The organism is Pseudomonas sp. Pseusp9 (assembly GCF_059491265.1).
Genome location: NZ_CP168500.1, coordinates 6241955 through 6263657, shown reverse-complemented (window position 1 = coordinate 6263657; position 21703 = coordinate 6241955). Strand labels below are relative to the sequence as shown.

Annotated in this window: 21 protein-coding genes; 15 read left to right on the top strand and 6 right to left on the bottom strand. The window is 60.8% G+C overall.

Annotation, left to right across the window (positions count from 1 at the left end):
• Window positions 1–62 precede the first annotated feature (62 nt).
• A complete protein-coding gene (locus ACEN8E_RS28625) occupies window positions 63–722 on the top strand; it encodes a glutathione S-transferase family protein (protein ID WP_495590735.1) in 660 nt (219 codons plus the stop codon).
• Window positions 723–848: 126 nt separating this feature from the next.
• Here ACEN8E_RS28625 and argH read toward each other — a convergent pair whose 3' ends face one another.
• Window positions 849–2243, bottom strand: coding sequence for an argininosuccinate lyase (gene argH, locus ACEN8E_RS28620; RefSeq protein ID WP_007978825.1), 1395 nt, complete (start codon window positions 2241–2243; stop codon window positions 849–851).
• A gap of 528 nt (window positions 2244–2771) precedes the next feature.
• Between argH and ACEN8E_RS28615 the strand changes: the two genes are divergently transcribed.
• The 7 genes from ACEN8E_RS28615 to rsd all read left to right on the top strand — a co-directional run bounded on the left by ACEN8E_RS28615 (window position 2772) and on the right by rsd (window position 9228).
• A complete protein-coding gene (locus ACEN8E_RS28615) occupies window positions 2772–3518 on the top strand; it encodes a LytR/AlgR family response regulator transcription factor (protein WP_008015500.1) in 747 nt (248 codons plus the stop codon).
• A gap of 138 nt (window positions 3519–3656) precedes the next feature.
• Entirely contained in the window at window positions 3657–4598 is a 942-nt protein-coding gene (gene hemC, locus ACEN8E_RS28610) for a hydroxymethylbilane synthase (protein ID WP_495590734.1), read from the top strand.
• Window positions 4595–5362: a uroporphyrinogen-III synthase gene (locus ACEN8E_RS28605; RefSeq protein ID WP_495590733.1), complete on the top strand. Its 768-nt coding sequence runs from the start codon at window positions 4595–4597 to the stop codon at window positions 5360–5362. The genes hemC and ACEN8E_RS28605 overlap by 4 nt, the downstream gene beginning before the upstream one ends.
• 16 nt (window positions 5363–5378) lie before the next feature.
• Complete coding sequence (locus ACEN8E_RS28600; protein WP_495590732.1) at window positions 5379–6542, top strand: uroporphyrinogen-III C-methyltransferase; 1164 nt, start codon at window positions 5379–5381, stop codon at window positions 6540–6542.
• The gene (locus ACEN8E_RS28595) at window positions 6539–7777 is read left to right on the top strand and encodes a heme biosynthesis HemY N-terminal domain-containing protein (protein ID WP_495590731.1); all 1239 of its coding nucleotides are present in this window, start codon (window positions 6539–6541) and stop codon (window positions 7775–7777) included. The genes ACEN8E_RS28600 and ACEN8E_RS28595 overlap by 4 nt, the downstream gene beginning before the upstream one ends.
• Window positions 7778–8040: 263 nt before the next feature.
• The gene (locus ACEN8E_RS28590) at window positions 8041–8592 is read left to right on the top strand and encodes a disulfide bond formation protein B (RefSeq protein ID WP_495590730.1); all 552 of its coding nucleotides are present in this window, start codon (window positions 8041–8043) and stop codon (window positions 8590–8592) included.
• Window positions 8593–8769: 177 nt separating this feature from the next.
• Entirely contained in the window at window positions 8770–9228 is a 459-nt protein-coding gene (gene rsd / locus ACEN8E_RS28585) for a sigma D regulator (RefSeq protein WP_495590729.1), read from the top strand.
• Between the two features lie 59 nt (window positions 9229–9287).
• Here the strand turns inward: rsd and ACEN8E_RS28580 are convergent, their stop codons facing one another.
• Window positions 9288–9953, bottom strand: coding sequence for an FKBP-type peptidyl-prolyl cis-trans isomerase (locus ACEN8E_RS28580; protein WP_495590728.1), 666 nt, complete (start codon window positions 9951–9953; stop codon window positions 9288–9290).
• 192 nt (window positions 9954–10145) lie between these two features.
• On the opposite strand from ACEN8E_RS28580, the gene ACEN8E_RS28575 reads away from it, so the two are divergent.
• Window positions 10146–11276, top strand: a complete 1131-nt coding sequence (locus ACEN8E_RS28575; protein WP_495590727.1) for an AlgP family protein — start codon at window positions 10146–10148, stop codon at window positions 11274–11276.
• Here the strand turns inward: ACEN8E_RS28575 and ACEN8E_RS28570 are convergent.
• A complete protein-coding gene (locus tag ACEN8E_RS28570) occupies window positions 11273–11737 on the bottom strand; it encodes a TIGR02444 family protein (protein ID WP_495590726.1) in 465 nt (154 codons plus the stop codon). The two genes, ACEN8E_RS28575 and ACEN8E_RS28570, sit on opposite strands and share 4 nt — an antisense overlap.
• Before the next feature lie 50 nt (window positions 11738–11787).
• On the opposite strand from ACEN8E_RS28570, the gene ACEN8E_RS28565 reads away from it, so the two are divergent.
• Both ACEN8E_RS28565 and ACEN8E_RS28560 read left to right on the top strand, forming a co-directional pair.
• Window positions 11788–13698 (top strand): ATP-binding cassette domain-containing protein, encoded by a 1911-nt coding sequence (locus ACEN8E_RS28565; RefSeq protein ID WP_495590725.1) that lies wholly within the window; start codon window positions 11788–11790, stop codon window positions 13696–13698.
• On the top strand, window positions 13698–14279 hold the full coding sequence (locus ACEN8E_RS28560) for a mechanosensitive ion channel domain-containing protein (RefSeq protein WP_495590724.1): 582 nt from the start codon (window positions 13698–13700) through the stop codon (window positions 14277–14279). Before ACEN8E_RS28565 ends, ACEN8E_RS28560 begins: the two co-directional genes overlap by 1 nt.
• Before the next feature lie 95 nt (window positions 14280–14374).
• On the opposite strand, the gene ACEN8E_RS28555 is transcribed toward ACEN8E_RS28560, so the two are convergent.
• Window positions 14375–15337: an IS110 family transposase gene (locus ACEN8E_RS28555; RefSeq protein ID WP_495589505.1), complete on the bottom strand. Its 963-nt coding sequence runs from the start codon at window positions 15335–15337 to the stop codon at window positions 14375–14377.
• 339 nt (window positions 15338–15676) lie between these two features.
• On the opposite strand from ACEN8E_RS28555, the gene rhtB reads away from it, so the two are divergent.
• From rhtB to ACEN8E_RS28540, 3 genes are all read left to right on the top strand, one after another.
• Window positions 15677–16309 (top strand): homoserine/homoserine lactone efflux protein, encoded by a 633-nt coding sequence (rhtB, locus tag ACEN8E_RS28550; protein WP_495590723.1) that lies wholly within the window; start codon window positions 15677–15679, stop codon window positions 16307–16309.
• A 162-nt stretch (window positions 16310–16471) separates the two neighbouring features.
• Complete coding sequence (locus tag ACEN8E_RS28545) at window positions 16472–18370, top strand: FTR1 family protein (protein WP_495590722.1); 1899 nt, start codon at window positions 16472–16474, stop codon at window positions 18368–18370.
• Between the two features lie 105 nt (window positions 18371–18475).
• Entirely contained in the window at window positions 18476–18931 is a 456-nt protein-coding gene (locus ACEN8E_RS28540; protein WP_413426465.1) for a YaiI/YqxD family protein, read from the top strand.
• 100 nt (window positions 18932–19031) lie between these two features.
• Here the strand turns inward: ACEN8E_RS28540 and elbB are convergent, their stop codons facing one another.
• Window positions 19032–19700, bottom strand: a complete 669-nt coding sequence (elbB, locus tag ACEN8E_RS28535; RefSeq protein WP_495590721.1) for an isoprenoid biosynthesis glyoxalase ElbB — start codon at window positions 19698–19700, stop codon at window positions 19032–19034.
• Window positions 19701–19815: 115 nt separating this feature from the next.
• Here elbB and ACEN8E_RS28530 point away from each other — a divergent pair, with 115 nt between their 5' ends.
• Window positions 19816–21051: a sterol desaturase family protein gene (locus ACEN8E_RS28530; protein ID WP_495590720.1), complete on the top strand. Its 1236-nt coding sequence runs from the start codon at window positions 19816–19818 to the stop codon at window positions 21049–21051.
• On the opposite strand, the gene ACEN8E_RS28525 is transcribed toward ACEN8E_RS28530, so the two are convergent.
• A complete protein-coding gene (locus ACEN8E_RS28525; RefSeq protein ID WP_495590719.1) occupies window positions 21032–21664 on the bottom strand; it encodes a DedA family protein in 633 nt (210 codons plus the stop codon). The two genes, ACEN8E_RS28530 and ACEN8E_RS28525, sit on opposite strands and share 20 nt — an antisense overlap.
• Window positions 21665–21703 lie beyond the last annotated feature (39 nt).

Sequence of the window (21703 nt, the reverse complement as noted above, 5' to 3'; positions counted from 1 at the left end):
AACAGCCCGGGCGTTCTATAACAAGGCACTGCCAACCCCTTGCACGGCCCGGAGGCTATGTGATGCTCAAGCTTTATGGATTTTCCGTCAGCAACTACTACAACATGGTCAAGCTGGCGTTACTGGAGAAGGGGTTGCCATTCGAAGAAGTGCCGTTTTATGCCGGCCAGACACCTGAAGCGCTGGCCATCAGCCCTCGCGGCAAGGTACCGGTGTTGGGTGTCGAACAGGGTTTCATCAATGAAACCAGCGTGATCCTCGAATATATCGAGCAAAACCACACAGGCAAGCCACTGTTGCCAGCCGAGCCCTTCGAGCGGGCACAGGTGCTGGCGTTGGCCAGGGAAATCGAGCTGTACATCGAACTGCCAGCTCGCGCCAGTTATCCAGAGGCGTTTTTCGGCGCGACGCTGCCGGATGCGATCAAGGAAAAAACCAAAGCCGAGCTACTGTTGGGAATTGCGTCGCTCGGCAGGCACGGCAAGTTCAGCCCTTATGTGGCTGGCGACAGCTTGAGCATTGCGGATCTGTATTTCCTGTACAGCGTGCCACTGGCCTGTGGTGTGGCGAAGAAGCTGTTTGATATCGATCTGTTGGCTGAGCTGCCGGCGGCCAAGGCGCTGCTGGGGCGTCTGGGGGACAATCCGAATGTTCAGCGGATTGCGGCGGACAAGGAAGCGGCGATGCCGGCGTTCATGGCGATGGTCGCGGCCAAGAAGTAGCTCTGTTACGCCTTTAAGATCGCATTCGCGAGCAGGCTCGCTCCCACTTTGTGCTGCGTCACACACAAAACCTGTGTCTGACGCATACCTTTGTGGGAGCGAGCCTGCTCGCGAAGCTTTTGGCTTTTAGCGGCTGGCGAGCAGCGCCTGACCGCGCGCCACAGCAGCCTTCACCTGCGCCGGTGCAGTGCCGCCGATGTGGTTACGGGCATTGACCGAACCTTCGAGTGTCAGCACCGCGAACACGTCCTGATCGATCTGGTCGCTGAACTTGCGCAGTTCTTCCAGGCTCATTTCCGCCAGGTCCTTGCCGCTGTCCACGCCGTACTTCACGGCATGACCCACGATTTCGTGGCAATCACGGAATGGCAGGCCGCGACGCACCAGGTAGTCGGCCAGGTCTGTGGCGGTGGAGAAACCACGCAGGGCCGCTTCGCGCATCATCGCGTGCTTGGGCTTGATCGCCGGAACCATGTCGGCGAAGGCCCGCAGCGAGTCGCGCAGGGTGTCGGCGGCGTCAAACAGCGGTTCCTTGTCTTCCTGGTTGTCCTTGTTGTAGGCCAGGGGCTGGCCCTTCATCAGGGTCAGCAGGCCCATCAGTGCGCCGAATACGCGGCCGGTCTTGCCGCGCACGAGCTCCGGCACGTCCGGGTTTTTCTTTTGCGGCATGATCGAACTGCCGGTGCAGAAACGGTCGGGCAAATCGATGAACTGGAATTGCGCACTGGTCCACAGCACCAGCTCTTCGGAGAAACGCGACAGGTGCATCATCGCGATGCTGGCGGCCGAGCAGAACTCGATGGCGAAATCGCGATCGGAGACATTATCCAGCGAATTGCCGCCAACCGCGTCGAAACCCAGCAATTGTGCGGTGTATTCACGATCGATCGGGTAGGTAGTGCCGGCCAGCGCCGCGCTGCCCAGCGGCATGCGGTTGGTGCGTTTGCGGCAGTCGACCAGGCGCTCGTAGTCGCGGCTGAGCATTTCGAACCAGGCCAGCATGTGGTGCCCGAACGTCACCGGCTGTGCGGTCTGCAAATGGGTGAAGCCCGGCATGATGCTGGCGGCTTCACGCTCGGCCTGCTCCAGCAGGCCTTTTTGCAGGCGAGTGATTTCGGCCAGGATCAGGTCGATCTCGTCACGTAGCCACAGACGGATGTCGGTGGCGACCTGATCGTTACGGCTACGGCCGGTGTGCAGTTTTTTACCGGTCACGCCGATGCGGTCGGTCAGGCGCGCCTCGATGTTCATGTGGACGTCTTCGAGATCGATGCGCCAGTCGAACTGGCCGGCCTCGATTTCACCCTGGATGGTCTTCAGGCCATCGATGATGCTGTCGCGCTCGGCATCGGTCAGCACGCCGACCTTGGCCAGCATGGTGGCGTGGGCGATCGAGCCCATGATGTCGTGGCGATACAGGCGCTGGTCGAAGGTGACGGAGGCGGTGAAGCGGGCGACGAAGGCGTCGACGGGTTCACTGAAGCGGCCGCCCCAGGACTGATTGGTCTTGTCAGTGCTCATGAATTCGCTCGTATCGGCTTGATGAAAGAAGGCGTGGAACGCTGGCGCGGATAATAACAGGGTTGCCAATCCTGTCGCTGGCACTGGTCGACAGGTTTTCACTGGACCTGCAGGAGCGGGCAGGCTCGCGATGAACCTGACGTCGACGCGTTTATCCAGGAAGCACGCGTTATGGTTAACGCCCATCGCGAGCAGGCTCGCTCCTACATTGGCGCAACGATATTTATCAATTGAGCAATAACGTCCCGGCAACCGTCTACAGTTGGACAATAGGCTCAGCGCAATTCTCGGTGCAGCCGCTGACCATAAAGAGAGTGGGGTGTTCATATTGCGTATCAGCAAACCCTGTGGCGATGTGTCGCCAATGCGGGCCCGGGCTGCCAGTCGCCTGGCAGATGAAAATTTAGCCGCCCGACCAGCGGCACTTTTTGACGTTCGGGCTAGTCTTAGCGTGGATCGCGGTGACAGACGTCACTTCACCTGTCTACGCTATCCTTGTGCGAGACTCACGCAGGAATCCAGCGCAATATGAATGTCCTGATCGTTGATGACGAACCCTTGGCCCGCGAGCGCCTGAGCCGAATGGTTGGCGAACTCGAGGGATACAGTGTCCTGGAGCCTAGTGCCACGAATGGCGAAGAGGCGTTGGCACTGATCGACAGCCACAAGCCGGATATCGTGCTGCTTGATATCCGCATGCCCGGCCTCGATGGCCTGCAAGTGGCTGCGCGGTTGTGTGAACGCGAAACTCCGCCCGCCGTGGTGTTCTGCGCCGGGCCCGATGAATTTGCCGTGGAAGCCTTACAGGCCAGCGCCGTAGGCTATCTGGTGAAACCTGTGAGAACTGAACAGTTACATGACGCATTAAAGAGAGCCGAGCGCCCCAGCCGTGCCCAGCTCGCCGCCCTGACCCGCCCTGCTGCCGAAAGCGGCAACGGCCCGCGCAGCCATATCAGCGCCCGAACCCGTAAAGGGATCGAGTTGATTCCGCTGGATCAGGTGGTGTACTTCATTGCCGACCACAAATACGTGACCTTGCGCCACGAAGGCGGTGAGGTGCTGCTCGATGAGCCGCTCAAGGCCCTCGAGGACGAATTCGGTGACCGTTTCGTGCGTATCCATCGCAATGCACTGGTCGCCCGCGAGCGTATCGAGCGATTGCAACGCACACCCCTGGGGCATTTTCAGCTGTTCCTCAAAGGCCTCAATGGTGATGCGCTGATCGTCAGCCGGCGCCATGTGGCTGGCGTGCGCAAGATGATGCAGCAGCTTTAAACAGCTGTCCGCAGGTGAATTTCACACCCGATTGCCGGACATCCGGGGCCAGGGAGGCCGAGTAGTATCTGATACAAGTCAAAGTGGATTTGGCTGAGCTGTTATTATCTGCCGTATCTATTCAGTACGGATTGATCCATGTCCTCTCGCCAGATCCGCATCGCCACCCGCAAAAGCGCACTCGCCCTGTGGCAGGCCGAATACGTCAAAGCTCGCCTTGAAGCGGCTCATCCGGGCTTGCTGGTGACTCTCGTCCCCATGGTCAGTCGTGGCGACAAGCTGCTCGACTCACCGCTGTCGAAGATCGGCGGCAAGGGCCTGTTCGTCAAGGAGCTCGAAACCGCGCTGTTGGAAAATGAAGCCGACATCGCCGTGCACTCCATGAAGGACGTGCCGATGGACTTCCCCGAAGGCCTCGGCCTGTTCTGCATCTGCGAACGGGAAGACCCGCGCGATGCCTTCGTTTCCAACACCTACACCAGCCTGGACGAGTTGCCCAAGGGCAGCATCGTCGGCACCTCCAGCCTGCGCCGTCAGGCTCAATTGCTGACCCGTCGACCGGACCTGGAAATCCGCTTCCTGCGCGGCAACGTCAACACCCGTCTGGCCAAGCTCGATGCCGGTGAATACGACGCCATCATCCTTGCCGCTGCCGGCCTGATCCGTCTGGGCTTTGAAGATCGCATCACCTCGGCCATCAGTGTCGACGACAGCCTTCCGGCCGGTGGCCAGGGTGCGGTGGGGATCGAATGCCGCAGCGCCGACAGCGAAATTCATGCGCTGCTGGCACCCCTGCATCACCAGGACACCGCCACCCGTGTGACCGCCGAACGTGCCCTGAACAAGCACCTCAATGGCGGTTGCCAGGTGCCGATTGCCTGTTACGCCGTGCTGGAAGGTGAGCAGGTCTGGTTGCGCGGGCTGGTCGGTGATCCGAGTGGTGGCCGGCTGCTCAGTGCCCAGGCCCGTGCGCCGCGTGGCGATGCCGAGGCGCTTGGTGTGCAAGTGGCCGAAGACCTTTTGAGCCAGGGCGCCGACGAGATTCTGAAAGCGGTCTATGGCGAGGCTGGTCACGAGTGACTGGCTGGCGCTTGCTGCTGACGCGTCCCGCCGATGAGTCGGCGGCGCTGAGCAGTTTTTTGGCCGAGCAGGGGATATTCAGTAACAGTCTGCCGCTTTTGGACATCGTGCCCCTTGCGACCACTGACACAATGCGTCAGGTGATTCAGGTGCTGGATCAGTTTTGCGCCGTCATCGTGGTCAGCAAGCCGGCCGCGCGGATCGGCGTCGAACTGCTTGAGCGGTTTTGGCCTGCGCCGCCCGCTGTGAAGTGGTTCACCGTTGGCGCGGCGACTGCGCAGATCCTCGAGGATCACGGATTGGACGTGAGCTTCCCGGCAGAAGGCGATGACAGTGAAGCCTTGCTCGAACTTTCCCGACTGCGCGAGGCTATCGCACAACCCGATGCGCGAGTGCTGATCCTGCGCGGGGAGGGCGGGCGCGAGTTGCTGGCTGAACGCTTGCGTGAGCTTGGTGTTAGTGTCGAGTATCTGGAGGTGTACCGCCGGGCATTGCCGATTTACCCGCCGGCAGTGCTGCCGCAACGGATCCAGGCGGAACGCCTGAACGGGCTGGTGGTCAGCAGTGGACAAGGTTTTGAGCACCTGCATCAATTGGCCGGCGACGCCTGGCCGCAATTGGCGCGGTTGCCGTTGTTTGTACCAAGCCCCAGGGTTGCCGAGCTGGCGCGTGCCGCCGGGGCCAAAACAGTTGTGGATTGCCGCGGTGCCAGTGCCGCGGCCTTGCTGACGGCGTTACGGGAGCATCCCGTGCCCGTTTTCTAATGCAAAGGATGGATACGTGAGCGAAACAGCCTTGCCGAAAGATGACTCGCGACTGGTGCTTGATACACCTGTTGATGCTCCTGTTGATGAAATGCCGCCGCCGCCACCTGCTGCCGTGCAGCGTCGAGGCAATGGTCTGGCTATCGTCGCGCTGCTGCTGGGCGCGGCCGGTGTCGCGGTGGGCGGTTGGGGTGTCTGGCAGGTGCGTCACCTGCAGGCCAATAGTCAGCAGCAACTGAGCCAGGTTCAGGCGTTGAATGACCAGGCGCAGAACCTCAAGCTCAATGAGGAGCGCTTGAGCGCACGCCTGGCACAATTGCCTGCCGCCGATGAACTGGAAGCACGCAGTCGCCTGGTGATCCAGCTGCAGGGCGATCAGCAGCGTCTGAATCAGCGTCTGGAAACCGTACTCGGCGCCAGTCGCAAGGATTGGCGACTGGCCGAGGCCGAGCATCTGTTGCGTCTGGCCAGCCTGCGACTGTCTGCCTTGCAGGATATCGGCAGCGCCCAGGCACTGGTCCAGGGTGCCGACGAGATACTGCGTGAGCAGAACGATCCGGGCGCCTTTGCCGCTCGCGAGCAGGTGGCCAAGACCCTGATTGCCTTGCGCAGTACCGAACAGCCGGATCGCACAGGGTTGTTCCTGCGTCTGGGCGCGTTGCGCGATCAGGTGGCCAGCCTCACCGAGCTGGCGCCGGAGTACAAGGATCGCGGCGATTCGCTGCTGGGCCTGACCGCCGATGGCGACGGTGCCAGTCGCTGGGCACAATGGTGGGATCAGATTTCGCGTTACATCCGTATCGATTTCAATGCCGATAAAAACGTTCGCCCATTGTTGGCCGGGCAGAGCCTGAGTCAGGTGCGCCTGGCCCTGAGCCTGGCACTGGAGCAAGCACAGTGGGCCGCACTCAATGGCCAGGCGGCGGTTTACTCCCAAGTGCTGGACGAAGCGCGGGACATCCTCAAAGGCAACTTCAACCCGGACAACGCGCAAAGCAAAATCATGCTTGAGCAGGTGGCCGAGTTGAGCCAGCAACCCGTCACCGTCGTCACGCCGGATATGACCGGCACCCTGAGTGCGGTGCAGGGGTATCTGGAGCGGCGCAACGTCAACGCCGAAGATTCGGTCAAGCCACTGGCCAGGCCAGCCGCGAACACCGCGCCGGAGGCCACGCCATGAAACGCCTCTATGTGATCGTGTTCCTCGTGATCGCCGCTGCCGCTGCGCTGGGGCTGGCGATTGCAGAACATTCCGGCTACGTGCTGATTGCCTACAAGACCTTCCGCTATGAGTCGAGCCTGTGGGCTACGTTGGCGCTGGTGGCTGTTCTCTGGCTGGTGATCTGGGGCGTCAAGTCGCTGGTCGAACTGTTGATGGCCTCCAGTGGCGTGGTCAATCCGTGGTCGCGACGTAACCGCAGCCGTCGTGTGCAAGTGGCAATCGAGCACGGTCAACTCGATCTCGCCGAGGGTCGCTGGGCCAGCGCGCAGCGTCACTTGCATCGGGCTGCCGAAGCCGAGCGCCAACCGCTGCTTTACTACTTCGGTGCGGCCCGTGCCGCAAACGAACAAGGCAATTACGAAGAAAGCGACAGCTTGCTGGAGCGTGCCCTGGAGCGTCAGCCTCAGGCCGAGTTGGCGATCGCCTTGAACCACGCCCAGTTGCAGACTGATCGCGGTGATACCGAAGGCGCCCTCTCCACCCTGCAAGCCATGCGCGAGCGCCACCCTCATAACGCACAGACCCTGCGTCAGTTGCAGCGCCTGCTTCAGCAGCGTGGTGACTGGTCGGCAGTGATCCGCCTGTTGCCGGAGCTGCGCAAGGACAAAATTCTGCCGGCGGCCGAGCTTGCCGAACTGGAGCGTCGGGCCTGGGGGGCGAACCTGTCGCTGGCGGCGCAACGGGAAGAAGACGGGACGGTGGGGCAACAATCGCTCGAACGTGCCTGGCAACAACTGACCTCGGCACAGCGTCAGGAGCCGCAACTGGTGCTCGCGTATGCCGAACAACTGCGTCAGTTGGGGGCTCAGGTCGAAGCCGAAGAAGTGCTGCGCACCGCTCTCAAACGCAGCTTCGACAGTCACCTGGCGCGTCTCTACGGACTGGTTCGCGGCAAAGAACCGGCCCGCCAGTTGCAGGCCGCCGAAGGCTGGCTCAAAGACCATCCGGCCGATCCGGGCCTGCTGTTGACGCTGGGTCGTCTGTGCCTGCAAAACAGTTTGTGGGGCAAGGCCCGGGACTACCTGGAAAACAGCCTGCGAGTACAACGCAATCCGGAAGCCTGTGCGGAACTGGCGAGGTTGCTGGCGCAAATGGGCGATACCGAGCGCAGCAATCAGCTGTTTCAGGAAGGCCTGGGCTTGCTGGACGAACGCTTGCTCGCGGCCCCCCTGCCAGTGCCGGTCCGCGCCTGACCCATTTGCAGGCGCCAGGCTCAGGCGTCCAGGCGATGACCTGCGGCGAGGCAGAAAACTTCCTCGCCGCAGTACGATGATGGGTTGAAATTCAGTTGCCAGATTTCGTCGCAGGCAAAGTCCTACAGAGGACTACTTATTATCCTCTCGCCTGCGTCGGGATTTCCCTACACCTTTGCTGAAGTCTCTGTGGGCGCTTGCCTTGAAAGGCCGTCGCGCTTTCCTCTACCGTAACGGTCTGTCACTACTTTTACGGAAAAGCCATGTCTTTGGCCTGCTCACGCTCATTGTTTTTCATGGCTTTCGTTGCGGGTGCCCTGGCGATGGGCGTTTCCTATTATCTGGAATATGCAGTCGGTCTGCGGCCTTGCGGCTTGTGTCTCATGCAACGGTTTTGCCTGGCACTCTTTACCGGTATCTGCCTGATGGCTTCGGTCCATGGCCCTGGTCGCATCGGAAACGTTCTGTATTGGCTGCTCAGTCTTGGTTGCAGTCTGGCCGGCACTGTCACGGCGTGGCGACAGGTCCTGCTGCAAAGCCTTCCGGCGGAACAGGCAGCGGCGTGCTCGACCCATCTGGCAGAGCTGTTGGTCAGCTCCCCGTGGCTATCCGTCGTACAACAAATGTTCAAGGGCGCTGTCGATTGTGTGGAGATTTCCTGGACACTGTTCGATCTGAGTCTCACAGAGTGGAGCCTGCTGTTCTTCGTCGCGATGTTGATTCTGGCCGTTTACCAGTCGTTGCGACTGGTCTGGATCAGCTATCAGCGACCACTCAGCGGCGAGTCGTCGCACCGGGCCTTGGCGGGCGATTAAACACTTGTATGAACATTATCGCCTGCGTACCTTGAAGCCAGTGTCGTGCGGGCATAATCTGGCCCGCACGTGTCATTGGAATTTTGTTGCTCGATGACGCTCTGCCTGACCGCCCACTGACGTTACAAGAGGCGAACGGGCATAGAGCAGCTGACCCACAAGGGAAGAGAGATCACCATGCTCGAAAGTTGTCAGAATGCTCAGGAACGCTGGGGTGGAGTGCACCTGCTTATTGACCGCTGGTTGCAGGAGCGCAAAGAGCTGATCGATGCCTACGACAAGCTTGGCGCAAAGCCTGAGGCGCTAGGCGAGGATCGTAAACCCTTGCAGGAGTTCTGCGGTGTGCTGGTGGATTATGTGTCCGCCGGGCATTTCGAGATCTACGAACAGCTGACGGGGGAGGCCAAGGCCTTCAACGACAAGCGTGGGTTGGAGCTCGCCGAGACCATCTACCCGCGCATCGATGTCATCACTGAAAAGTTGCTTGCGTTCAATGACCTTTGCGACGAAGGCAAATGCGTCGCGGAGAAGTTCAAGGAACTCGGTGGACTGCTGCATGAACGCTTCGAACTGGAAGACTGCCTGATCGAAGTGCTGCACACAGCCCACAAGGAAACCGATTCGGTTCAGGCCTGAAGCGCTTCCTGCAAGATCCCGAAACGGCGTGCCAAGGCACGCCGTTTTCGTTTGTGTCGTCAGTCGGTAGCGCCACGCAATTCGACTTCGAACACCAGTGGAGTGAACGGTGCGATCACGTCGCCGGCACCGTCGGCACCATAGGCCTGGGCCGATGGAATCACCAGTCGCCATTTCGCCCCGACCGGCATGTTTTGCAATGCGCTGCGCCATCCGGCGATCACGCTGTCGAGACTGAACCATTGTGGCTGACTGTTCTGATCGAACACCGTGCCGTCGGGCAAGCGACCGATATACAGCACCTGTACCTTGCCGTTCGGTCCGGCCTTGGCGCCAGCACCCGGCGTCAATTCGGTTAGCAGCACGCCATCAGCCAGTTCGCGCACGCCGGGTCTGGCTTTCTCTGCAGCGAGAAAACTCTGTTCTTTTTCCAGTGCCATTTCGCTTTGCGGCTCGGCTGACTGCATGGCAATCCGGGCCTCATGCTCGGTCAATATCTGCTGGATCTGTTCGTCCTTCAGCGCCAGCGGCTTGCCCTGATAGGCCTGCTGCAATCCTTCGACCAGTGCCTGGAGTTGCAGGTCGGGAGCCTCCTGGCGCAAGCGTTCGCCAAGGCTCGCACCCAGGCTGTAAGCGAGATCGTGGGCTTCATTTTCCTGTGTTGTTGCGGCGGCCTGAGTCGCCGAAAAAAACACGCACAGCGATAAAAAAAGGTAGCGCGACATGGGCACTCTCCGACCTGAATTGCGGGCGATTATGCCAGTGAGAATGCGCGCAACGGTGAACTGCTTTTGCTTCGGCACAGAAGTTTTTCAGTCCTTTGCAACGCAACGCTTTCGATAGTGTCAACATGCCCTAGCGGCGGTTGCAGCAGAGGTCTAGTATGAGCCGCACTCACTTCAGCCAGGAGGTAAACCATGTCGGCCACCAAGAAGCCAGTAAACACTCCATTGCACCTGCTCCAACAACTCTCGGGCAGCCTGCTCGAGCACCTGGAAACCGCTTGTTCCGAAGCCTTGGCTGATGCTGAAAAACTGCTCGCCAAACTGGAAAAGCAGCGCGGAAAAGCGCAAGAAAAACTGCACAAGTCCCGCACCAAATTGCAGGACGCTGCGGCAGCCGGAAAAGCCAAGGCGCAAGCCAAGGCCAAGGACGCAGTGGCTGATCTTGAGGAGCTGCTCGATGCCCTGAAGGATCGTCAATCGGAAACCCGCGGCTACATTCTGCAACTCAAGCGCGATGCTCAGGAAAGCCTGAAACTGGCCCAGGGCGTCGGTCGTGTACAAGAGGCTGTCGGCAAGGTGTTGTCCCTGCGCGCGGCCAAACCTGCTGCGGCACCTGCGAAGAAAGCCGCCGCCAAACCGGCTGCTGCAAAAGCACCGGCCAAGCCTGCTGCTGCAAAACCGGCAGCTGCCAAACCAGCAGCGAGAACTGCCGCTGCCAAACCGGCTGCCAGACCGGCTGCGAGAAAACCGGCTGCTGCCAGCGCCGCAAAACCTGCGGCTAAAACCACGGCTGCCAAGCCAGCCGCCGCACGACCTGCCGCCGCACGACCTGCCGCTGCAAAAGCCGCCGCTGCCAAACCAGCAGCGAAAACCGCCGCCGCTAAACCGGCTGCAAAACCGGCCGCTAAACCAGCCACCCGGACCGCCGCGGCGAAACCTGCTGCCAAGCCGGCTGCCAAACCCGTCGCTGCCAAACCAGCAGCCAAGCCAGCGGCAAAACCGGCTGTAAAAGCGACTGCCAAACCGGCTGCAAAACCAGCCGCAAAACCGGCAGCAGCGAAACCTGCCGCTGCCGCCAAGCCAGCCGCTGCAAAGCCAGTTGCCGCCAAACCGGCTGCTGCAAAACCCGCCGCAAAACCAGCGGCCAAACCTGCAGTGAAAAAGCCGGTCGCCGCCAAGCCAGCCACCGCACCGGTTGCCAAGCCAGTCGCTCCGGCCGCGCCAGCAGCACCTGCTCCGGCAGCAACGACCTCGACAGTCGCGCCAGCGCCTACGCCTGCCGCAACTTCGAGCGCTGTAACCACCCCAACCAGCGCTTCCTAAGTGCCGGTTACCGCGACGCGCAGCTGATGCAGCGCGTCGCGGTGCAGGTGGGCGGCCTCAGCCGCCACACCTTCCAGCCAGGCCGATAGATCGGTCTCGGCACCTTGCGGCCAACTCTGCGCCGCTCTTTCCAGCCGCAACAACAGATGTCGCTCGGCTTCCAGTTCGAGTGCCTTTACTTGTTCACGCAGGGTATGCAGATCGGCGTCCTCCGTGGCCCCGGCTTTCCATTGTGTGCGCAAGGCGCGTAACGGTCGCACGACATCGCTGTCCCACGAGACGGCCACGCCGCATAGTTGCTGCAAGCGTTGCTCATCGCAGGCAACACCCCGTTGTCCCAACCACGCACCACACAGCAACAGACACACATTGACCCCCGCCGATTGCAATTGCAGGCATGCCTGCTCGACGCCGGGACGGGCGTAGGTGGTCAGGGAAAAGCTCCACAGGTCAGAGGACATAGTGCTACTCGCGCCAGTTGCGAGCGAAGCTGGTAGACTCCGCCGCCATTATGATTCGACTTCAGAACCTGACTTTACAGCGTGGCCCGCAACGTCTGCTAGAAGACGCCGAGCTGACCCTGCACGCCGGCCAGAAAGCCGGCCTCATCGGTGCCAACGGCGCCGGCAAATCGAGCCTGTTCGCCCTGCTTCGGGGCGAGCTGCACCCGGACTCGGGTGATTGCTTCCTGCCGGCCGACTGGCGTATCGCCCACATGCGCCAGGAGGTCGACACCCTCGAACGCCTGGCGGTCGACTACGTGCTCGATGGCGACCTGCGCCTGCGCCAGGTGCAACGCGACCTGGCGGCAGCCGAAGCGGCCCATGATGGTGCCGCACAGGCCCGCCTGCACTCGGAACTCGACAGCGCCGACGGTTACACCGCCGACGCCCGGGCGCGCAAGCTGCTGGCCGGCCTTGGGTTCACCAACGAGCAGATGGATCGTCAGGTCGGGGATTTCTCCGGTGGCTGGCGGATGCGCCTGAACCTGGCGCAGGCCTTGATGTGCCCATCGGACCTGCTGCTGCTCGACGAGCCGACCAACCACCTGGACCTCGACGCCATCATCTGGCTCGAAGAATGGCTCAAGAGCTATCCGGGCACCCTGATGCTGATTTCCCATGACCGGGACTTCCTCGATGCCGTGGTCGACCACGTGGCCCACGTCGATCAGCGCAAGATCACCCTGTACCGCGGTGGCTACAGCGCCTTCGAGCGCGCCCGTGCCGAACGCCTGGCCCAGCAACAGCAAGCCTACGAGAAGCAGCAGGCGCAACGTGCGCATATGGAAAGCTACATCGCCCGCTTCAAGGCCCAGGCCACCAAGGCCCGTCAGGCCCAGAGCCGGATCAAGGCGCTGGAGCGGATGGAAGAGCTGACCGCCGCCCATGTCGATTCGCCGTTCGACTTTGTCTTCCGTGAATCGCAGAAGATTTCCAGCCCGTTGATCGACCTGTCCGATGCCCGCCTGGGTTATGGCGATAAAGCCGTACTGGAGAAGGTCAAGCTGCAACTGACCCCCGGGGCGCGAATCGGTCTGCTCGGACCTAACGGTGCCGGTAAATCGACCCTGATCAAGAACCTTGCCGGTGAGCTTTCGCCATTGGCAGGCCGCTTGACCCGTGGCGAGAACACCGTGGTCGGTTACTTCGCCCAGCATCAACTCGATTCTCTGGACTCCAAGGCCAGCCCGTTGTTGCATTTGCAACGCCTGGCGCCGACCGAGCGCGAACAGACCCTGCGCGACTTCCTCGGCGGTTTCGACTTCCGTGGTGCGCGAATCGACGAGCCGGTGCTGAATTTTTCCGGTGGCGAAAAGGCGCGCCTGGCGTTGGCCTTGATCGCCTGGGATCGACCGAACCTGTTGCTGCTCGACGAACCGACCAACCACCTGGACCTGGAGATGCGCCTGGCGCTGACCATGGCCCTGCAGGAATTCAGTGGTGCGGTACTGGTGGTCTCCCACGACCGTCACCTGCTCAAAAGCACCACCGATAACTTCTACCTGGTGGCGGACGGCAAGGTCGAAGAGTTCGACGGCGACCTGGAGGACTACACCCGCTGGCTGGTGGATTATCGCCAGCGCAATGCCCCGGTCAGCAATACGCCGGTCAACCCGGACAAGACCGACAAGAAAGCCCAGCGTCAGGCCGCCGCTGCGTTGCGCCAGCAACTGGCGCCGCACAAACGCGAAGCTGACAAGCTTGAAACCGAGCTGGGCAAGCTGCACGAAAAACTCGCGAAAATCGATGCCAGCCTCGGCGACAGCGATATCTATGAGCCGGCGCGAAAGAACGAATTGCGTGATCTGCTGGCCGAACAGGCCAAGCTGAAGGGGCGTGAGGCGGAGCTGGAAGAAGCGTGGATGGAAGCCCTGGAGTTGCTGGAAAGCATGCAGGCGGAGCTGGAGGCGCTGTCCTGATGGACGCCTTCAAGCTGCCGTTGCCGGCGGTGTGGGCCGAGCCGATCTGGCTCGGCGTGCAAATCCTGCTGATCCTGTTGGCTGGCTACTTCGCCCAGCGCTTTGTCGCCAAGTGCCTGACCCGCCTCGGTGAGCGCTATCCGTTTCCGCCGCAATTGCTGATGCCGCTGCGCGGCGGCCTGCGCTGGCTGATCATGGGCAGTGCGCTGATTTTCGTGCTGGAGCGACTCGGTGTATCGGCCACGGTGCTCTGGACGGCGCTGTCGGGATTCGTCGCAGTCGCGGCGGTGGCGTTTTTCGCCATGTGGAGCGTGCTGTCGAACCTGCTGTGCGCGATCCTGATCTTCACTGTCGGCCCGTTCCGCCTGGGTGATGTGGTCGAATTGGTGGATACCACCGACAAGCCCGGCGTCAAAGGCCGGGTGGTAGCAATCAATCTGCTGTACACCACGCTGGTCGAGGCCGAAGAACTCGGCACTGGCAGCGCCATGGTGCAAGTGCCTAACAGTTTGTTCTTCCAGCGCTCGGTTAGGCGTTGGCGCGGGACGGATGTTTTCCCTTCCAACGGGTTCGAAAAGTAAGCCTTTTGTTGCCTGACAGGCCGCCTTCGCGAGCAGGCTCGCTCCCACACTCGACCGAGTTCCTCCGCAAGACACGCAATTCCCTGTGGGAGATTCTATGTTGCAGGGGAACCCTGCAGCCTTAAATTTGGCTGGTATTCGCTCTGATTTTTCATGAGGGCGAATGCCACCCGACAGAGCTTGCGGGCGAGGATGACCAGAGCCTGAGTTCTGGCCAGGCCTCTTGCCAAGTAAGACTCATAGAGCGGTTTCCAGACGGGAGACCGGCAAGCCGCCATTGCTGCATTGTGCGCAAGACGCCGCAGCTCCCCATCGCCTTTTTTGCTCAAGTGGCGCGGGCTGTGCTTCTTTCCTGAGTCCTTCGGCCTCAGGTCCATTCCCAAAAAGGCAATAAACGCATCGGCACTGGCGAATTGACCACGCATAAAAGTGGCTGCCAGACCCGTGGCCGTGAGCTCGCCAATCCCTTCAATCGCTTGGCAACGTCTGATGTTTTCGGTGATCCCGGCCTCTTGGCTGGCTTTGCGCAGCAATTTCTGAATAGCCTGATCAGTCTGTTTGAAGTGCTCCAGCTCTTGGGCCAGAAGGTCTTTGAGAAGGGGCTCACTCGACCAGCTCAGCATGATGCTAACCCGGGCTTTCATCAGTTCTGCACGTTTGTTGAGGAGGCTTTTCAACACGGTGTAGAGCTTCGGAGGTGGATTCCAGATGCGAAGCCGATCCTGCTCACTGGTCAGGTAACGTGCCAGCAAACGCGCATCACAGGGGTCGGTTTTTGCTCGCTGGCCAATGCTTTCGCGGTAGTGGCTCACCCGATAAGGGTCCACAACGTAAACTCGGTGCCCCATGCCATGGGCCAGTTCAGCGGTATCCAGGTGGTAGAGACTGGTGGCTTCCAAGGCAATCGAGCTTTGCGCCGGCAGGGATTTGAGCCAGCGCCCAATAGCTGTGCGATCGTTGTTGATGAACTGAGTGATTTTCAGATCTTCGCGGTAAACGACGATTTCTGCCTTGGCCACATCGACACCAACCACCGTTGGCGAGGTAAGGATTGTCATGACGAATCCTCGGAGCTAGGGTTTAAGTGCTTGTCGGGGTCTACCGTAGCGCTGGCTTGCCTCTATCGTCGGTATTAACCGATGAATTCCTTATCGGCGCTTTAGGTAGAAAGGGCGGAACGAGAAGTCTCCCACGGTCCGTACTGGCTAGAGTCGGAATCGAGCTTTTAGTCCCGCCCACCCCTTCAAGTCTAAACATACAAGCGAGCCTGCTCGCGAAGGGGCCCTCAAGCCGTAAGCGCTGGTCGGCAACCGCAACATCCAGCAAAAAATCGGTAGTCATCCACCCAAAGCCGCATTAGCTTAGACGTCTGTCACGAGTCTGAGTCGAGGTGTGCAATGGAGCTTCAAACATGGCTGGCGTTTTTTGCCGCCTGCTGGGTGATCAGCCTGTCTCCCGGTGCCGGCGCCATTGCGTCGATGTCCAGCGGTCTGCAGTACGGTTTCTGGCGCGGATACTGGAACGCTCTGGGCCTGCAACTGGGCCTGGCTTTGCAGATCGCCATCGTCGGCGCCGGAGTTGGCGCGATTCTTACCGCATCGGCCACCGCGTTCCATGTGATCAAATGGTTCGGTGTGGCGTATCTGGTTTACCTCGCGATCAAGCAATGGCGTGCACTGCCCAGCGATATGAGCGATGACGCGGCGGTGCGCCAGATCGGCAAGCCGATGGCCCTGGTGTTCCGTGGTTTTCTGGTGAACATCAGTAACCCCAAGGCGCTTGTGTTCATGCTGGCGGTGTTGCCACAGTTCATCGATCCGCACGCGCCACTGCTGATCCAGTACGTGATCATCGGCGTGACCATGGTCTGCGTCGACCTGATCGTCATGGCCGGCTACACCGGCCTGGCCTCCAAGGTGCTGCGTCTGTTGCGCACACCGAAACAGCAAAAACGCATGAACCGAACCTTTGCCGGGCTGTTCATCGGTGCGGCAGCGTTCATGGCGACGCTACGCAGAGCCGCGGCGTAAATCGACCGAAACCCGAGAAGGCGACCCAAGCGGTCGCCTTTTTTATCGGCGCATCAGTACCTTGGAGAGTCCTCGAAGTCGCAGGAAGCCCCAACAACGCTTGAGCGAAACCCGTTGGGCGTTAACAATATGTAACTTCGTTTTTAAAATTGAGACTCATTCATGATTTCCCCCTCCCGTTTCCTGGCCTGGCTATTGCTGCCGCTGTTCGCGGCGTGCAGCGTTCAGCTGCTGGCCGCCCCCGCCGAAGGTGCGCCGCAGGCGCTGCACTTGCTCGATTACATCGGCGCGGATTACCCGGACACGGTGCAGGCGGGCAGCATCATGGATCAGACCGGATTTCGTGCGCAGCAAGAGTCGGTCAAGACGCTGGGCAGTCTGCTGGCGGCGATGCCGGCCAAACCGGAAAAAATTGCGCTGGAGCAAAGCCTGACCACGCTGGGAAGTTCCATCAGCGCCCGTCAGGAGGGTGCTGACGTCGCGCGCCAGGCCCGGCAACTGGGGGCGAAGCTGGCCGTGGCCTATGAAGTCAGCCAGGCCCCGGTCATTACGCCGGACCCGGCGCGTGGTGCGCCGCTGTACGCTCAGCACTGCTCGGTCTGCCATGGCGATACAGGGGCCGGTGACGGCCCGGCAGGTGTTGGCATGACGCCACCGCCGTCCAATTTGCGCGATAGCACACGACTGGATCGACTGAGCCTCTACGCGATCTACAACACCTTGGGCCTTGGCGTTGAAGGGACTGACATGCCGGCCTTTGCCGATCAACTGGATGATCGTCAGCGTTGGGACCTGGCCACCTATATCGCCAGCTTCAGTGTCAACCTGGCGACAGCCAATGCTGACAAAACCTACAACATCGCCGACCTGGCTCGTCAGACTCCGGCCGAAGTGCAGGCTGTCGAAGGCCCGCAAGCCGGCGCGACCTTCCGTGCCCAGCGGGCACAACCGCCGCAGGTCAAGCGTGGCCCGGCGCAATTGCTAGACTACACCGCAGCCACTCTGGACAAGAGCATCGCGGCGTATCGTGCCGGTGAGCATGATCAGGCTTATGACTTATCGGTAGCGGCGTATCTGGAAGGCTTCGAGCTTGTTGAAAGCTCGCTGGACAACATTGACGCCAACGTGCGCAAAGACACGGAAAAATCCCTGATGGCCTACCGTCAGTCGTTGCAGGACGGTCTGCCGGTGAGCGACGTCGAACAGCGTCTGGAGGTGGCCAAGGCCAGGTTGAAGGCATCGGCCGAGCTGCTGGGTAACGATGGTTTGAGCTGGTCGCTGAGCTACATTTCCGGTCTGCTGATTCTTCTGCGCGAAGGTCTCGAAGCGATTCTGGTGCTGGCGGCGATCCTTGCTTTCCTGCGTAACACGGGTCAACAGGCGGCGGTGCGCAGCGTCAACGTCGGTTGGGGCCTGGCGTTTCTGGCGGGGTTGGGCACCTGGGCGCTGGCAGCCTATGTGATTGATGTCAGCGGTTCGCAGCGTGAGTTGCTGGAAGGCGCGACGGCGTTGTTTGCCAGCGTCATGGTGCTGTGGCTGGGGGTGTGGATGCATGACCGTCGTCACGCGGCGGCCTGGCAGGACTACATCAAGACCAGCCTGGTGGGTGGCGGTGGGCGTTTCGGCTTTGCCACCCTGGCATTTTTCTCGGTGTATCGCGAACTGTTCGAAGTGATTCTGTTCTACGAAACCCTGTGGTTGCAGGCAGGTCCCGCGGGACACAACGCGGTGCTGGCCGGTGGGGCCACGGCGCTGGTGCTGCTGATCGGCTTGGCCTGGGTGATCTTGCGCGGCTCGGCGAAGTTGCCGCTGGCACTGTTCTTCAGCATCAACGCCGGTCTTTTGTGCGCCTTGTCGGTGGTGTTTGCCGGGCATGGCGTGAAGGCGCTGCAGGAAGCGGGAGTTTTCGGTACGCGGCCGGTGCCGTTCTTTGAGTTCGACTGGCTGGGGATTCATGCCGATGCGTATTCGTTGAGCGCCCAGGCGGTGGCGATCATTGCGATTGTTGTGCTGTATGGTCGTAGTCGGGTGGTTGAGAAGCAGCGGGTGCAGGTTTCCTGAAGCATTCGCTTCGCTCATATTCGCGAGCAGGCTCGCTCCCACAGGATTGCGTATAACCTGTGGGAGCGGGCTTGCCCGCGATGCTTTTTCAGAAAGGATCAAAACATGCGTGTCTGGATCGATGCCGACGCCTGCCCTCGGGCAGCGAAGGATCTGGTGGTGAAGTTCGCCCTCAAGCGCCAGTTCGAAGTGGTGCTGGTGGCCGGGCAGCCGCAGATCAAGCCAGGTCTGGCACTGGTCAAGCTGATCGTGGTGCCGAGCGGCCCGGATGCGGCCGATGATTACCTGGTAGAGCACGCAGTTCCCGGTGAATTGGTGATTTGCAGCGATGTGCCGTTGGCCGACCGTCTGGTGAAAAAGGGCGTGGCCGCGCTGGACCCGCGCGGGAAGGAGTTCGATGCGCAGAACATGGGTGATCGGCTGGCGGTGCGCAACCTGTTCACCGATTTACGCGAACAGGGGCAAATGGGTGGAGGGCCAGCGCCGTTTGGTGACCGAGAGAAGCAGGCGTTTGCCAATGCGCTGGACCGGATACTCACACGGCTGGCCCGCAAACTGTAGGAGCGAGCTTGCTCGCGATGGGCGTCAACGATGACGAGTGTTGCCTGGATGAACGCGGCGCTCTCAGGTCCTTCGCGAGCAAGCTCGCTCCTACAGTGTGTCAGGCGTCGTTTTCGTGGGTCAGTTCCAGTACCCGGTCTACCAGCTTGTTGATCCCCGATGCCGCTTCACTGATCGATTGCGCCAGCATGTAGGCCGGGGTGCTCACCAGTTTGCGTGCCTTGTCCTCGACAATATCACTGACCGCGCAATCGGTATGGGTCGCGCCCATCTTGTTCATCGCGGCAGCGGTGTCGGTGTCGTTGCCAATGGTGCAGGTCACGCCGGGACCGTAGATCTTGGCCGCCAGGGCCGGGGAAATGCACATCAACCCCACCGGCTTGCCGGCCTCGGCAAAAGCTTCGGTCAGTGCCAGGACATCCGGCTGAACGGTGCAGCCGGCGCCTTGAATGGCGAAGTTGGAGAGGTTCTTGGCCGAGCCGAAGCCGCCGGGCACGATCAGCGCATCGAAGTCATCGACGTTCGCGTCACGGATATCCTTGATGTTGCCCCGGGCAATCCGCGCCGACTCCACCAGCACGTTGCGCGACTCGGGCATTTCTTCGCCGGTCAGGTGATTGATTACATGCAACTGCGCGATGTTCGGTGCGAAACACTGCACCAGCGCCCCGCGCTGATCCAGGCGCAGCAAAGTGATGACGCTCTCGTGGAGCTCGGCGCCGTCGTACACGCCACAACCGGAAAGGATCACTGCAACTTTTTTGCTCATGGGCTTTTCTCCAGATTCATGGCGTTAAATGTCCACTAATTTGGCACGCGTTGCCATAGGGTTAAACCACGGCAACACATAGCATCTGTCCTCAGTATTCCGATCAGGGCGCGTCATGGACTTCATTCTGTATGCGGTGCCGTTTTTCTTTGTCCTGATCGCCATCGAGCTGCTGGCCGACCATTGGCGCGGGGTGCGCAATTATCGAGTGGCGGATGCGATCAACAGCATCAGCACCGGCGTGCTGTCGACCACCACGGGGCTGCTGACCAAAGGCGTGGGGTTGGTGACCTACGCGTTTGCCCTCAAGCATCTGGCACTGTTCGAGTTGTCGGCCGACAGCGTCTGGACCTGGGTGTTCGCCTTTGTCTTCTATGACTTGTGCTACTACTGGCTGCACCGCATGGGCCACGAGCGCAACATTCTCTGGGCTGCGCACTCGGTGCATCACCAGAGCGAGGACTACAACCTGTCCACGGCATTGCGCCAGACCAGCACCGGATTCCTGCTGAGCTGGATCTTCTATCTGCCGCTGGCGATGTTTGGCGTACCGCTGTTGGTGTTTGTGAGCGTCGCCGCGCTGAACCTGCTGTACCAGTTCTGGGTGCACACCCGACATATTCCCAAGCTTGGCTGGTTCGAATGGTTTTTCGTCACGCCATCCAATCATCGGGCTCACCATGCACAGAACGCGCTCTACATGGATCGCAACTACGGCGGCGTGTTCATTATCTGGGATCGTCTGTTCGGTTCGTTCCAGGAAGAAGACGACAACGAACCGGTGATCTTCGGCGTGACCACGCCGCTGGCGAGCTGGAATCCCGTGTGGGCGAACGTGCAGTTCTACGCACAATTGTGGGCAGATGCACGGCGTGCCGAAAGCACCTGGGACAAGCTGCGGATCTGGTTCATGCGCACCGGCTGGCGCCCGGCTGACGTGGCGGCCAAATACCCGATGAACAAGCCGGACCTGGCCCGGTTCCGCAAATTCGAGGTGCCGCTGGACGGGCGTCAGCAGCTCTACATCCTGTTGCAGTTCTGCGTGTACATCGCGCTGGGCAGCTACTTGATGAACCTTGAACCGAAGCTGCCAGTCGCCGCCCTGGTGTTGGGCTGGGGAGTGGTGACGTTCGGTCTGTTTGTGCTGGGCGTGGCCCTGGAGAATCGCCCGTGGGCGTTGCAGCTGGAGCTGGGCCGGCTGGCGTCCAATCTGCCTTTGGTGTGGCTGGCCCCGATGGTGGGGCTGTGGCCGACCAGCGCGGTGGGCTGGGCCGGCCTGCTCAGTTACAGCCTGTTGAGCGGCATCGGTCTCTACTGTTGCAGAAATCGCATCACTCGGCTGGCGTCGTAGGGTCTTCGGTTTTGATTCTTTCGGCTTTCAGCGCTTGTTCGTCGGCGTAAACCTGCCGCGCAAGGCGGGCATTCTTGAAGCGCCGACGCAGCCACAGTACGAAGCCCAGGACCAGCAGGGCGCCGAGCACCCAGAGCTCGTATTTCTTTACACTGCCAAGCATGCCTTCGAGCACTGCGCCGAAATGATATGCCGCCGCCGCCAGGGCTGCGGCCCAGATCGCGGCGCCAATGCCGTTGAGCAGCAGGTAGCGGCCCGGCGGATACCCCGACAGGCCGATGGCCACCGGCATGACCGTACGCAACCCGTAGACGAAGCGGAAGCTCAATACCCAGATGTCCGGGTGCTTGCGAATGTGTTCCAGTGCCCGGTCACCCATCATCTGCCAGCGCGGCTTGCGCGCCAGCAGTTTGCGGCCGTGCTTGCGCCCCAGGAAATACCACAGTTGGTCGCCGGCGTAGCTGCCGAAGAAGGCCACGACCACCACCAGGTTGATGTCCATGTATCCACGGAACGCGAGGAAGCCCGCGAGTACCAGGATGGTTTCGCCTTCGAAGAACGTGCCTAGAAAAAGGGCAAAGTAGCCGAAGTCATGCAGAAATTGTTGGAGCATTGTCTGGGTGCTGGCGAAATGAACGCGCAGCCTAACCCT

Coding starts and splice junctions, on each gene's coding strand:
- ACEN8E_RS28625 (WP_495590735.1), top strand. CDS start 63: ATGCTCAAGCTTTATGGATTTTCCGTCAGCAACTACTACAACATGGTC.
- argH (WP_007978825.1), bottom strand. CDS start 2,243: ATGAGCACTGACAAGACCAATCAGTCCTGGGGCGGCCGCTTCAGTGAA.
- ACEN8E_RS28615 (WP_008015500.1), top strand. CDS start 2,772: ATGAATGTCCTGATCGTTGATGACGAACCCTTGGCCCGCGAGCGCCTG.
- hemC (WP_495590734.1), top strand. CDS start 3,657: ATGTCCTCTCGCCAGATCCGCATCGCCACCCGCAAAAGCGCACTCGCC.
- ACEN8E_RS28595 (WP_495590731.1), top strand. CDS start 6,539: ATGAAACGCCTCTATGTGATCGTGTTCCTCGTGATCGCCGCTGCCGCT.
- ACEN8E_RS28590 (WP_495590730.1), top strand. CDS start 8,041: ATGTCTTTGGCCTGCTCACGCTCATTGTTTTTCATGGCTTTCGTTGCG.
- rsd (WP_495590729.1), top strand. CDS start 8,770: ATGCTCGAAAGTTGTCAGAATGCTCAGGAACGCTGGGGTGGAGTGCAC.
- ACEN8E_RS28580 (WP_495590728.1), bottom strand. CDS start 9,953: ATGTCGCGCTACCTTTTTTTATCGCTGTGCGTGTTTTTTTCGGCGACT.
- ACEN8E_RS28575 (WP_495590727.1), top strand. CDS start 10,146: ATGTCGGCCACCAAGAAGCCAGTAAACACTCCATTGCACCTGCTCCAA.
- ACEN8E_RS28570 (WP_495590726.1), bottom strand. CDS start 11,737: ATGTCCTCTGACCTGTGGAGCTTTTCCCTGACCACCTACGCCCGTCCC.
- ACEN8E_RS28565 (WP_495590725.1), top strand. CDS start 11,788: ATGATTCGACTTCAGAACCTGACTTTACAGCGTGGCCCGCAACGTCTG.
- ACEN8E_RS28560 (WP_495590724.1), top strand. CDS start 13,698: ATGGACGCCTTCAAGCTGCCGTTGCCGGCGGTGTGGGCCGAGCCGATC.
- ACEN8E_RS28555 (WP_495589505.1), bottom strand. CDS start 15,337: ATGACAATCCTTACCTCGCCAACGGTGGTTGGTGTCGATGTGGCCAAG.
- rhtB (WP_495590723.1), top strand. CDS start 15,677: ATGGAGCTTCAAACATGGCTGGCGTTTTTTGCCGCCTGCTGGGTGATC.
- ACEN8E_RS28545 (WP_495590722.1), top strand. CDS start 16,472: ATGATTTCCCCCTCCCGTTTCCTGGCCTGGCTATTGCTGCCGCTGTTC.
- ACEN8E_RS28540 (WP_413426465.1), top strand. CDS start 18,476: ATGCGTGTCTGGATCGATGCCGACGCCTGCCCTCGGGCAGCGAAGGAT.
- elbB (WP_495590721.1), bottom strand. CDS start 19,700: ATGAGCAAAAAAGTTGCAGTGATCCTTTCCGGTTGTGGCGTGTACGAC.
- ACEN8E_RS28530 (WP_495590720.1), top strand. CDS start 19,816: ATGGACTTCATTCTGTATGCGGTGCCGTTTTTCTTTGTCCTGATCGCC.
- ACEN8E_RS28525 (WP_495590719.1), bottom strand. CDS start 21,664: ATGCTCCAACAATTTCTGCATGACTTCGGCTACTTTGCCCTTTTTCTA.